Source organism: Lamprobacter sp. (assembly GCF_034860625.1).
Lineage (GTDB): Bacteria > Pseudomonadota > Gammaproteobacteria > Chromatiales > Chromatiaceae > Lamprobacter.
Genome location: NZ_JAYESN010000115.1, coordinates 1 through 11,959, shown reverse-complemented (window position 1 = coordinate 11,959; position 11,959 = coordinate 1). Strand labels below are relative to the sequence as shown.

The following is an 11,959-nucleotide window of genomic DNA, read 5'->3' as shown; positions in this document are numbered from 1 at the left end:
CCGTGGCCTGCCACGCTCAGACACCGCCCGACTGCGCGAAGTCCTTGATGATATCGAGCATGCGCTGGCCGCCGGAGCCAGCCACAACGCCGTGCTTGAGACATTGCACAGCCAAGGCTTCAGCCTGACGCTCTCCAGCTTCCAGAGCACACTTGCTCGCTTGCGCAGAGAGCGGCGGGCGGCCTGAACTCGGTCATCAGAACGCCGTTGTCGATCATCATCCAACGGGTCGTGCAAGCCTTCCATTGAGTCGACAATGCGAATGCATTACCATGCATCGCATCAACGGCTTCAGTCAGAGAGCGCCATGTCCACTACCCTTGAAGCGGAATCCACACTGACCGCCCGCTACCAAACCACGGTGCCGGAAACCGTGCGCCGCGCGCTTCAGCTCAGCAAGCGTGACAAGATCCACTATCGCATCCGCGCCAACGGCGAGGTCGTTCTGACCCGCGCTGAGCCCGATGAGGGCGATGATCCTGTGCTCGCTGCGTTCCTTGGTTTCCTGGAGCGCGATCTCGCCCACCATCCTGAACACCTGCAGGCGGTGGATGCCGGGCTCGTCGAACGACTTCAGGGGCTGGTTGGTGATGTCGACATCGATCTCAATGAGGCCCTGCCGGATGAGGACGAATGAGTTCGGCCCAGTCCGCAAGTGTGGTCATCAACGGCTGGACGCTCTTTGCGCATCCGCTCTTCCTGGCTCAACTTGAAGCCTTGGCGCAGCAGGTTGACGCCCTGAAGCAGAAGGACCCTTCTGGGTATCACAAGAAAAATGCCAGCAAGCGCCTGGCGGCGATCACCAAGCTGGCCTTCGAGGTGGTCCCGCAAGATCCAACCCGGCCTGAGTATCGCCAAGGTGGCACGCTTGGCGAAGCGCACAAGCATTGGTTCCGGGCCAAGTTCTTCCAGCAGTACCGCCTCTTTTTCCGCTACCACGCGCAAGCCAAGATCATCGTCTTCGCGTGGGTTAACGATGAGAAGACGAAACGCGCTTACCAGAGCAGTAACGATGCCTATCGAGTATTCCGCAAGATGCTAGAAAGCGGCCATCCACCCGATGACTGGAGCCAGTTGCTCGATGAGGCTCGGGTTGAAGATCAGCGCTTGCAGCGGTTCATCGATCGTGGGGTGCCTTAGTTCGATCAGTGCTAACCTGATCCCTCGCGCGATCGATATCCTTTCCCTGCCCCTGTGGCAGCTCGTTTGGCCTCCTCTCTCGGGGCTTTAAGCCATGTTTCTCGATCCTTTCCACGGGGCCGAAGATGGCAAGCTGCGCATCTCCGCGCTCGGGGACCAACAACATCCCTCTTCGTCTGGACGAGCAGCTCCCTTTCTCAACGAGGTAGTGGTCATGGCCGGCTGTCGGTCTAGCAGAAACGAAAAAGCCCTGCCTTTCAGCAGGGCTCTTACCATCACTGAACCCGTCGGCACGTTAGCACCGGGGGCTTCGCCGGCTTCAGAAGGCTGGGCCTTCAATCACAGCGGGACTTCTCAGTCCTTGTGTTGCCGGAAGTCTTGCGACTCTGATGGGCGGACAGGGCGCAACTTGGATGGTAGCAGTTTCTGACTTGTGGGCACCAGATTTGCAGCCCGTACTCCTTCTCATCCCAGCCGCGAACCGATGAGTGGACACCAAGGGGCGCTTAGGCGTCCTGGGTTGAGTTTCCCTCCAACGCTGATAAGTCGCGGAGTAAGCCCATGCCGTTATCGCTGGGGCTTCATTCGTTCTGGGGCAAATCGAGAAGCGGGCGCTATTGCGAACATCGCAACGCCAGAAAAAGTGAAGGCCCGCCCTAAAAGAGCGAGCCCTCTGCCGCATTCTCCGATGTTTCAGGCCCCCTACAGGGCGGGATTGCTCCCCTCGGTGTCACCAGGCAGCACTTGGTAGCGGGCGGACATCACCGTCAAGACGGTGGCTGCGTTGAACTGCGTCGTCGTGGGCGGAACCACGTTTCCCGTGAGCGATGTTACGAACGAAGCGTGACCCTCAATTCGGGGTCCTGACGCCAGTCTTGCGAGTAGGCCTCCGACGAAGTTCTCTCTCAAGTATGGCGGATGCTGCCGAACTTGGCTAGGTCGCCAACCTGCGTGATTCCCACTGGCACCGATCGATGCGAACGGCTTATCCTCTGCACGTCTTGGTCGAGTCTCAGGGAGTACAAGCGATGGCCGTTACCGTGCGCGTCTCAGAGAACGACCACTACGGCGACGACGATGGCGACTACAAACACGGCGACTTCAGCGACCGTGGGTCCGCCATCAAGGCCTGCAAGCGCATCGTCGATGAGTTTCTCGAGTCCAGCTACCAAGAGGGCATGACGGCGGAAGCCCTCTATGAGACCTACAAGATGTTTGGCGACGATCCCTGGATTGAGGGTGGCGGCTTCTCGGCTTGGAGCTACGCGAAACAGCGCTGCAAGGTGATCTGCGCTGGCGACAAAGACGCGCTGCCTGAGTAAGGTCGACTTAACCTCATGTCGCTGACACACGAAGACCTTGCGTCTATGACCTGCGACCACTGCGGCGGCCCGAGCACCCCTTGCGGGCATTCATTGGCGCGGTCTCTGCAGTGGATCAGCGTCGTGCCAGCCAAGGATCTGCCTGGGTACAACTGGCCTTCCGACTGGTCGAGTGCATCAACGTCGTCGAAGACAGCGCAGAGGAGATCGGCCGCTACTGCAGTCATCCCTGCTGGTCCTCGGTCGAGGCTGACTGGATCGCCGCGCTCAGCCTGACCCGCCCCTATTCGCCGGCCGGCTTGGCCGTGCCCTGCTCGCGCTGCGGTACGCTCGTCGATCGCCTGCGCGTGCATGTCGCCTACAACCTCAGCGATGAATGCTACGTCGAGGAGCCCGATGGCAGCCTCAGCGTGAAAACGAACGACGAAAACACGCTCGCCGTCCTCTGCAACCGCTGCGAGTCGCCCGGGGCAGAGGCCGAAACTCAGGAGCAGGCATCACGCCCCGAGATCGCGACTGCCTGATCATCCAGCACGACCCCCAGCCATCAACCCATCAACGCAAGCCCACCTCATGGACGCCTACAGCCCCGACGCCTACGACCTGATTGGCGATCTCCACGGCCAGGCCCAGCGCCTGCGCACACTACTCGAGCAGCTCGGCTACCGTGAGACCGACGGCGCCTATCGCCACCCCCAGCGCCAAGCCCTCTTCGTCGGCGACTTTATCGACCGCGGCCCGCAGCAGCGTGAGACCGTTGCCATCGCCCGCGCCATGGTCGAGGCCGGCAGCGCCCAGGCCGTGCTCGGCAACCACGAATTCAACGCCATCGCCTTTGCCACCGAAGATCCGGATGCACCCGGCACCCATCTGCGCCCGCGCAGCGAGAAGAACCGCCGCCAGCATCAGGACTTTCTCAACGAGGTCGAGCATCAGCCGGAGATTCACGCCGACATCATCGACTGGTTCCGCAGCCTACCGCTCTATCTCGAGCTGCCTGGCCTGCGTGTCATCCACGCCTGTTGGGACGAGCAACAGCTCGCTGCGATCCGCCCCTTCCTCAACAACGCCAACCAATTGATCGACGACGGCTTCATCGCCGCCAGCCGTCGCGGCCATCCCGCCTACGCCGCGCTTGAGACCCTGATCAAGGGGCCTGAGCACCCCTTGCCCGAGGGGCACCGCTACCAAGACAAGACTGGCCACTGGCGCACCGACGTGCGCGTGCGCTGGTGGGACGACACCGTCACCGACCTTCGCGATGCAGCACTCCTGGATACCGCACAACGCGAGCAACTGCCATCCGCGATCCCGGTGCCGGCGAGCGCCTGTCCCGGCTACCGCGATGCGAGACCGCTGTTCATTGGCCACTACTGGATGGATGGCAAGCCCGCGCCACTCACCCCCAAGGTCGCCTGTCTGGACTACAGCGGCGCTGAGCCGGGCATCCTCTGCGCCTATCGCTGGCAGGGCGAGACGCAACTGCGGACCGAGCATTTCTGCTGGGTCGGGTCGGAGTGAGCCTAGACCTCCCTCAGTCAGCAGCTACCTTCAAGGAGAGCGCTGGCAGCCGTTCCACAACCGGCTGAGCCAGACATTGAAAGCAGTCGGTCGCCTGTTCCAGATCGGCAAATGGCCCCCGCGACAGACCAGTGCTCGCATCCACAAGTCGCCAGCCCTCGTGTCGGCGGTACTCGAAGCGCAGGTTGCGCGCATAGGTTTGGTAGTCGAAGCTGCTCGGCAGCGGCTCACGACCTTCCAGCTGATCCCGCGCGATGACGGAGCGCAGGGCCGCCGGCAAATCCCGATCATAAAGACGCTGCGCCACCGACAGCGGCAGACCCTCGGCCAGCTCCACCTGCAGCGCACCCGGCACCCAGGCGATCAACTCGGCGCTTTCCGCGACGGCATAGGCGACCAAGGCCTCGACGACCACCTCCAACCAATCCCCGCCCAGCGGGCACTCCGGCACCGGCTGCGGTGTGGTTCGCAGCGCCCCACCGCGCGCGAGGCGCCGCTCTGGCAACGGCCGCCCGAGGCGCTGCCGGCGCAGATCGCGCCGCCAATCGCTCTGTACCTCGTCGATCAGGATGATCCAGCGGTCCTGATCATCGATCAGCCGACTCAGGCGCAGATGGGCAAACAGGTTGCGCACATCGAAATGGTCGCTGAAATAGCTCTGCTCCAGGCTCGGCAGACAGAATGCCAACTCCTCATGGTTGGTATGCGGTCCATCGCTGCACGGCAGCAGCCGCTGCATGCTCCAATCCAGCATCTGCTGGACCACCCGCGTGTCAGGTTGCGGAAAGCGCTTGCCCCGGCGCGGCAGGTGCAACTCGGGCAGCCGAAACTGCTCGCACTGCTCGACACAGAACACCGAGCGTTGTGGCGGCTGCCAATTCAGATCGGCGCTGCGCATCAAGGTCTCGAGCGGCTGCGGCAGGACGGCCCTGGGCTCGTCCTCATAAGCCCGCGGCAGCCAAAGCCGCCATTGCTTGAAGTGCACGCCGCGCCGCGCAACCTCGACTCGGCGCCGGGCTGCTTCGCGCAGCGCCTCCATCGGCGCGCAGAGCAGTGCAGCGCGCCAGTCGGTCTGCGCTGGGCCGAGTGCGGCCCAGAAGGCGGCGAGCGAGCAGCCGGTGAAGCGAAAGCCGGTGGGCGCCTCCGCGTCGATCAGCACTAGGTCCAAGCACTCATCGATGACATCGAGTCGCGCGCGCCTGGGCTGGAGTGCAAGCAACTCGACGCCCATCGCAAGATCACCGAAGCGCTCGAGCGCGCGGGTAGCTGTGGCACCCAGCGCAAGCCTCTGATAAGCGGGTAGGGGAACGAGGGCAAGAAAGTCGATCGGTTCCATCCGTCCGCATAGGCTCAGGCCAACGCTGACCTCAGCCGGGTAGCGAATCCAACGCCGTATTGAGCTGATGCCAGGCACGGTGGTACTTGGCAACGCGCGCCAAATCCTTGTCGCTCAGACTCTGCAGGCGCAGCACATCGATGTTGTCCGCCACATCCGCGCGCTTAACCCTTGCTGCGAGCGGGTTCTCGAGCACCCGCGCGATGAAGGCCGGGTAGTCCTCGCCGTCACGCTTACTCAGACAAGCGACCGCCTCAGCAATCTGTTCAGGAATGCCTGCTGCAACCAGAGCAGGAACGTCGTAGTCGGTGTCTTCGATCACATCATGGAGCACCGCGACAGCGCGCTCGTCGTCGGTGTCCATCGCGGCCATGACCCGCAGCGGATGCAGGATGTACGGTCGGCTAGCTTTGTCGGTTTGGCCAGCATGGGCTTCGGTGGCGATCTTCAGGGCGGTGTCGAGTAGGTGCAACTGAGCGTCCTCGATTGTTGGATGCGCCTTATCTTGTCACAAGCGCTGAGCTTGCTCTCTCGTCCTGACCTGCAATACTGTACTCGACAGCACAGGTGCAGTGCATCGCAACCGATGGGGTAGGACACCATGCCAAGCGCCAAGACCGCGACTTTGACCTTTCGCATCGACCCTGATGTGAAGGAGGCGCTTCGCACTGCGGCCCAGCTGGAGCGACGCTCGCTCGCCAACATGATTGACGTGATGGTCCTGGAATACTGTCAGCGCCACGATATCCATGTTCCGTCTTCCAACGCGCCTTCCAGTGAAGGTCTGCAAGCGCGCCCGGAATGACTCTCATGGTCCTCAAAATGAGGAAAATCGATTAAGACAAGGACGATCTCGATGGCTGACTTTTCCTTCCCGCAGATTGGTGACCTGACGCTGGTCGAGGTCTGCGAGCATGATGACGAGCCTATCTTGTTCATCGCTCGGGATCTCACGGAACTGCTGTATTTGGTTCTGCGCTCGGACCAAACGCCGGATCATCAGACTTGGCTACTGGCGGCCTTGTCTCCTCGCCGGCTCGCGCAGATGCGCGCTGGCGACCTTGATCTCTACAGCGCGTTCACGCAGGCCGAGCGTGGGCAGGTCTACAAGGCTCGTATCGCCCGGTCGCCTGATACCGCGCCCACCGTTGAATGGATTCCCTGCGCGCAGCTGGCCGATGAGGCACTGCCTAAGCCTGGAAAGCGCCTCCATAGCCATCTGCAGACCGCAGACAGGGTGGAGACGACAGCACCACCCTCACCCCAAGCGGAAAACCACCCACAACCGAGCGCCGCATTGCTCGACAACAAGGCCCATGGCCGCGTCGTCGATGCGCTTCGGCGAGCGCTGGACGGCGCGGTCGACGTCGCCATGCTCACCAGTGAGTTCTCGGTCTTCGCCTTCGATGAGCTGCGCAAGCAACTCGAAACGCCCAAGCAGATCCGCCTGCTACTAACGCCTGGTCCAGCGGGAGACCCGAGCCCGCCGACGGCGAGTCAGCTGCTTGGCGGCGTTGAAGAGCGCAGCTACCGCAATCGGCTCAAGGCCGCACAGAGCGCCCGCCGCTGTGCAGCGTGGATCGATCAAGCTGTTGATGTGAGAAGTGTTCAGGCAGCAGTCCCGCATAGCCTCTATCTGACCGCCAGCAACACCCAGCGCAGCGCCATTCAAGGCAGCTCTACCTTCACCGCTCCGGGGCTCGGACTGGTCCCGTCCAAGCGGTTCGAGATGAACACCCAACTTCAAGGCGACGCTGAGGTCAGTGGTCGGCTTGCCGTGTTCGATGGCCTGTGGAACGACCGTCACCTGACCAGAGACGCGAAGCCCCAACTGTTGGCCGAGCTGCAGCGGATCGTCGCGCCCAAGTCCACCCAGACGATCTACTTCGCCATGCTGCATGCCTTGTTCGAGGACAGCCTTGAGCAGCTCGAAGAAGAGCAGATCGTCAAGTCAAAGACCGGCATCCGCGACACGCAGGTCTGGCAGAAGCTCTATCGGTTCCAGCGCGACGGCGTGCTTGGCGCGATTGACAAGATCGAACGCTACAACGGCTGCATCCTGGCCGACAGTGTTGGCCTCGGCAAGACCTTCGAGGCCCTTGCAGTAATCAAATACTACGAGCTGCGCAACGATCGCGTGCTGGTGTTGTGTCCGAAAAAGCTGCGGGAGAATTGGACCCTCTACACCGTCAACGACAAGCGCAATCTCTTTGCTGCCGACCGCTTCAACTACGACGTGCTCAACCATACCGACCTGACCCGGCAGCAGGGCCAGTCCGGCGAGCTCAATCTGGAGACCATCAACTGGGGCAACTACGACCTGGTGGTCATCGATGAGTCGCACAACTTCCGCAACAACCCACCGAAGAAAGACGGCCTGACCCGCTACAAGCGGCTGATGCGCGAGATCATCCAGTCCGGGGTGAAGACGCGTGTGCTCTTGCTCTCGGCAACGCCGGTCAACAATCGGATGAACGACCTGAAGAACCAGGTCGCTTTCATCACCGAGGGCCGCGACGATGCCCTCGATGATGCGGGCATCCTCAGCATCGAGCAGACCCTGCGCAAGGCGCAGGCGCGCTTCAATCAGTGGCTCAAACTGGACACCGACGATCGAACCACGGCGTCGTTGCTAGAATCGCTGAACTTCGACTACTTCAAGCTTCTCGATCTGCTCACCATCGCGCGCTCGCGCAAGCACATCGAGAAGTATTACGACCTCGCTGAGATCGGTGATTTTCCGCACCGCAACAAACCGATCAATGTCCGCGCCGACATCGACACCGCAGACCGGTTTCCACCGCTGCGCTCGGTCAACCGCGACATCCGCCGGCTGACGCTCAGCGCCTACGCGCCGATGCGCTACGTGCTGCCTGAGAAGGTCGAAGACTACAGCCGGCGCTATGACATGGAGATCGCCGGCGGGCGCTCATTCCGCCAGCTGGACCGAGAAGAGAGCCTGATTCACCTGATGCGGGTGAATCTGCTCAAGCGGATGGAAAGCTCCATCCATTCGTTCGCCCAGACCCTGGAGAAGCTGCTTGGCAAGGTCGATCAGCTGATCGAGCGGATCGAGTGCCACGACGCCTCCCCGATCGAGGAGCTGCGCATCGAGGACATCGATCTCGACAGCGATGAGGTCGACCCGTACCTGGTCGGCACCAAGGTCAAGGTGTTGCTGCAGGACGTGGATTTGATCCGCTGGAAACAAGACCTGCAGGAAGACCAAGCAATTCTGACCGGACTGCTGCATGAGGCCCGCCAGGTCGACGTCCAACGCGACGAAAAGCTCCGTCGTCTGAAAGCGCTCATCAGCGACAAGGTCACCCAGCCGATCAACACGGGCAACCGCAAGGTGCTCATCTTCACCGCCTTCGCGGACACCGCCGACTATCTCTACCAACAGATCGCCGACTGGGCGCTGCAAACGCACGGCCTGCATAGCGCCATCGTGACCGGGCGCTCGGGGAGCAACGCGAGCACCCTCAAGGGGCTGCGCACGGATCTCGGCTCGGTGCTGACGGCCTTCTCGCCGATCTCAAAGGAACGCGCGCAGATCGACGCGAGCCTGACCACGGAGATTGACCTCCTGATCGCGACCGACTGCATCTCCGAAGGCCAGAACCTGCAGGACTGCGACTATCTGGTCAATTACGACATCCACTGGAATCCGGTGCGGATCATCCAGCGCTTCGGGCGCATTGATCGGCTCGGATCACGCAACGCCAGCATCCAGCTCGTCAACTTTTGGCCGAACATGGAGCTGGACGAGTACATCAACCTCGAGGCCCGGGTATCGGGTCGGATGGTCTTGCTCGACATCTCGGCGACCGGCGAGGAGAACGTCATCGAGGAGGTCGCGCAGGACCAGATGAACGACCTGGCCTACCGCAAGCATCAGTTCGAGGCCCTGCAGGAACAGGTGGTCGACATTGAGGATCTCGGCGGCGGCATCTCGATCACCGATCTGACCCTAAATGACTTCAAGATGGACCTCGGTCAAGCGCTGAAACACCCAGAGCAGGACTGGGCCAGTTTGCCGCCCGGGGCCTTCTCCGTTGCCATCAATGATGCCTTGCTGGAAGAGACCGATCTCAAGCCCGGCGCGTTGTTTTGTCTGCGTAGCGAGCACGCCAAGGTAAGCGTCGATCCCAGCTACGCCCTGAGCCCCCACTTCCTGATCTTCGTCGCCGACGACGGCGAGGTGATCCTCAACTTCACCCAAACCCGACGCATCCTGGACCTGCTCAAGAAACTCTCTCTTGGCAGCACACAGCCCGACCTCAAGGCGCACCAAGCCTTCGCTGAGCACACGCGGCACGGCGCCGAGATGACCCGCTACCGGTTGCTGTTAGAGTCCGCGGTGGCCGCAATCTCCGGAAAGGCTGAAGAGCGGGGTATCGAGAGCCTGTTCCATCGCGGCGGCACCTCGATGGTCAGAGACAGTCAGCGTGGGCTGGATGACTTCGAGGTCGTCGCGTTTCTTGTGGTGCTGGCGTCGGAAGGCGCCTCTCCAGCCACCCGAACCCACTAACCATCGCCCAGCGTATGGACGATAACAAGGACGCCTTCTACGCCCAGCTCGGGCTGCCTGAAGCCAGCCAGCTCAACAAGCGCATCGCCAAGAAGCTGCTGTTGGAGCATGGCTCACTGACGAGCGCCGACAAGAAGACGCTATCGAACGACGTCGTCAAACTCACCTGGACACACAGCCTGAAAGCCGACACGGTACAGGTGCTGCCTTACGAGGACGCCGATCGGGAGTACCTGGAAGTCGCCCTCATCGAGGTCGACCTCCATCAGCGCGCACGCACCGCGCGCATCGCCGAGCTGATCCAGCGCGCAATCCCTTATCCGGTACTGCTGATCCTGGCGGAAGGAGCGGGTTTCTGTGTGAGCGTCGCCCACAAGCGCTTCAGCCGTGCGGAGCAGGGCGCCATCGTCGCCGACGGCGTTCAGTGCACCCCTTGGATCGATCCGCCGCTGTCCGCCATCGATCAGGCGTTTTGCCAGGCACTGGCCTTGCCGAGCTTGTCACGGCTCGACTTCTACGCCCTCTATCGCGACATGGTCGATACCGTGCTCGCCCGCCGCTGCGCTGAACTGACCGGCTCTTTCGTGATCGACACGGCGCAGACTGAGCAAGCGCGTCAGCAACGGCTGGAACACTGCCACGCGCTGGAGCGCGACATCCGCCGCCTACGGGTGGCCCTCAGCAAAGAAGACCAGTTCGCCGAGAAGGTGGAGCTGAACACCCGCATCAAAGTGCTCGAAGGCCAGTTGGCCCGAGCCAAGACCGATCTCTAAGGACTTAGACATGAAGAAGCTGACCCGCGAAGACGGTGCATCCCCTGACTTGGTCGCGGACAACATCGAGCGGCTGCGTGACATTTTTCCTGAGGTCTTCGCCGAGGGGCGCATCGACTTCGACGCCCTCAAGCAAGCCTTGGGTGAGGCCGTCGACGAGCGTGAAGAACGCTACTCCTTCACCTGGCACGGTAAGCGCCGAGCCAAACAGATTGCGCAGACACCCTCGACCGGCACGCTGCGACCCTGCCCCGAGGAGTCGGTCAACTGGGAGACCACCAAGAACCTCTTCATCGAAGGCGACAACCTGGAGGTGTTGAAGCTCCTGCAGAAGAGCTATCACCGCAAGGTGAAGATGATCTACATCGATCCGCCCTACAACACGGGCAAGGAGTTCATCTACCCGGACAAGTGGCAGGACAATCTCGACACCTACCTCCGCTACACCGGGCAGGTCGATGATGAGGGATTCAAGGTGTCGGCAAATGCGGAGACGTCAGGTCGGTATCACACCAACTGGCTGAATATGATGTATCCGCGCCTGAGGCTAGCTAGAAATCTGCTTAGGGACGATGGCGTGATCTTCATCTCAATCGATGACGGTGAGTGCAGTAATTTAAAGAAGATTTGCGACGAAGTGTTTGGTGATGAAAACTTTATCGGGAATATCATTTGGCAGAAAAAATACGCAAAACAAAACGACTCGAAGGGATTTAGTGTCTCACATGATCACATCTTGCTATATGCTCGTAGCGTCGAAAATTGGCAGCCAAATGAATTGCCGCGTACTGATGCTCAGCTAAAGAACTACAAGAATCCAGATAACCATCCGTTAGGCCCATGGCAGTCTGTGGTTTATACATGCAACAAGACGAGCACAGAGCGCCCGAATCTGTACTATCCGATTATTCATCCAAAGACGGGTCTTGAGGTTTGGCCAGAGAAAAGCCGAGTCTGGGGTTGTGACAAAGAACGCCACCAGCGGAATGTGGAAGAGGGTCGTGTATGGTGGGGGGAGTCAGACGATAAACCCAAGCCCCGATTAAAGGCTTTTCTCGCTGAAGTCAAGGGTGGAATTGTCCCAGATACACTATGGCTTCGCGAAGACGTTGGAGACACGCAGGAATCTAAACGCAGGATTATGGAGCTTTTTGACGGGCGACCGATATTTGACACGCCAAAACCAATACGTCTGATCAACAGAATGTTACAGATCGCGATGTCTGAAAGAGAAGGAATTATTCTTGACTTCTTTGCAGGCTCTGCATCTACAGCAGACGCGGTGGTTAAGGCCAGCGCATTCACCCCGAGGATCGTGCGCCAACACTCGACG

11 protein-coding genes and 1 pseudogene are annotated in these 11,959 nt (G+C 60.8%); 10 read left to right on the top strand and 2 right to left on the bottom strand.

All coding sequences use genetic code 11. The features are described from left to right. The 6 genes and pseudogenes from VBE63_RS20420 to VBE63_RS20395 all read left to right on the top strand — a co-directional run. A pseudogene (locus VBE63_RS20420) lies at positions 1-187 on the top strand (hypothetical protein); the annotation flags it as partial. Positions 188-307: 120 nt separating this feature from the next. Beyond that, entirely contained in the window at positions 308-637 is a 330-nt protein-coding gene (locus VBE63_RS20415; protein WP_323684864.1) for a type II toxin-antitoxin system PrlF family antitoxin, read from the top strand. Next, positions 634-1,140, top strand: a complete 507-nt coding sequence (locus tag VBE63_RS20410; RefSeq protein WP_323684863.1) for a type II toxin-antitoxin system YhaV family toxin — start codon at positions 634-636, stop codon at positions 1,138-1,140. Before VBE63_RS20415 ends, VBE63_RS20410 begins: the two co-directional genes overlap by 4 nt. A 1,028-nt stretch (positions 1,141-2,168) precedes the next feature. After that, a complete protein-coding gene (locus VBE63_RS20405; RefSeq protein ID WP_323684862.1) occupies positions 2,169-2,462 on the top strand; it encodes a hypothetical protein in 294 nt (97 codons plus the stop codon). A gap of 80 nt (positions 2,463-2,542) precedes the next feature. Continuing rightward, on the top strand, positions 2,543-2,986 hold the full coding sequence (locus VBE63_RS20400) for a hypothetical protein (protein WP_323684861.1): 444 nt from the start codon (positions 2,543-2,545) through the stop codon (positions 2,984-2,986). 49 nt (positions 2,987-3,035) lie between these two features. After that, positions 3,036-3,983, top strand: a complete 948-nt coding sequence (locus tag VBE63_RS20395; RefSeq protein ID WP_323684860.1) for a metallophosphoesterase — start codon at positions 3,036-3,038, stop codon at positions 3,981-3,983. 13 nt (positions 3,984-3,996) lie between these two features. Here VBE63_RS20395 and VBE63_RS20390 read toward each other — a convergent pair whose 3' ends face one another. Both VBE63_RS20390 and VBE63_RS20385 read right to left on the bottom strand, forming a co-directional pair. Continuing rightward, positions 3,997-5,319, bottom strand: a complete 1,323-nt coding sequence (locus tag VBE63_RS20390) for a hypothetical protein (protein WP_323684859.1) — start codon at positions 5,317-5,319, stop codon at positions 3,997-3,999. Positions 5,320-5,350: 31 nt separating this feature from the next. Next, positions 5,351-5,791 carry a hypothetical protein gene (locus VBE63_RS20385; protein WP_323684858.1) on the bottom strand — a complete coding sequence of 147 codons (441 nt, stop codon included), beginning with the start codon at positions 5,789-5,791 and terminating at the stop codon, positions 5,351-5,353. Between the two features lie 153 nt (positions 5,792-5,944). On the opposite strand from VBE63_RS20385, the gene VBE63_RS20380 reads away from it, so the two are divergent. From VBE63_RS20380 to VBE63_RS20365, 4 genes are all read left to right on the top strand, one after another. Next, the gene (locus VBE63_RS20380) at positions 5,945-6,124 is read left to right on the top strand and encodes a hypothetical protein (RefSeq protein WP_323684857.1); all 180 of its coding nucleotides are present in this window, start codon (positions 5,945-5,947) and stop codon (positions 6,122-6,124) included. A 51-nt stretch (positions 6,125-6,175) separates the two neighbouring features. Beyond that, positions 6,176-9,853, top strand: a complete 3,678-nt coding sequence (locus VBE63_RS20375) for a helicase-related protein (protein WP_323684856.1) — start codon at positions 6,176-6,178, stop codon at positions 9,851-9,853. 14 nt (positions 9,854-9,867) lie between these two features. Further along, complete coding sequence (locus VBE63_RS20370) at positions 9,868-10,626, top strand: DUF4391 domain-containing protein (RefSeq protein WP_323684855.1); 759 nt, start codon at positions 9,868-9,870, stop codon at positions 10,624-10,626. Positions 10,627-10,636: 10 nt separating this feature from the next. Then, a partial coding sequence (locus VBE63_RS20365; RefSeq protein WP_323684854.1) for a site-specific DNA-methyltransferase occupies positions 10,637-11,959 on the top strand: 1,323 nt, incomplete at its 3' end.

What these genes read in the sequence shown, in the direction of transcription:
- VBE63_RS20370 (WP_323684855.1), top strand. Translation starts at nt 9,868, where the DNA reads ATGGACGATAACAAGGACGCCTTCTACGCCCAGCTCGGGCTGCCTGAA.
- VBE63_RS20395 (WP_323684860.1), top strand. Translation starts at nt 3,036, where the DNA reads ATGGACGCCTACAGCCCCGACGCCTACGACCTGATTGGCGATCTCCAC.
- VBE63_RS20410 (WP_323684863.1), top strand. Translation starts at nt 634, where the DNA reads ATGAGTTCGGCCCAGTCCGCAAGTGTGGTCATCAACGGCTGGACGCTC.
- VBE63_RS20375 (WP_323684856.1), top strand. Translation starts at nt 6,176, where the DNA reads ATGGCTGACTTTTCCTTCCCGCAGATTGGTGACCTGACGCTGGTCGAG.
- VBE63_RS20415 (WP_323684864.1), top strand. Translation starts at nt 308, where the DNA reads ATGTCCACTACCCTTGAAGCGGAATCCACACTGACCGCCCGCTACCAA.
- VBE63_RS20390 (WP_323684859.1), bottom strand. Translation starts at nt 5,319, where the DNA reads ATGGAACCGATCGACTTTCTTGCCCTCGTTCCCCTACCCGCTTATCAG.
- VBE63_RS20405 (WP_323684862.1), top strand. Translation starts at nt 2,169, where the DNA reads ATGGCCGTTACCGTGCGCGTCTCAGAGAACGACCACTACGGCGACGAC.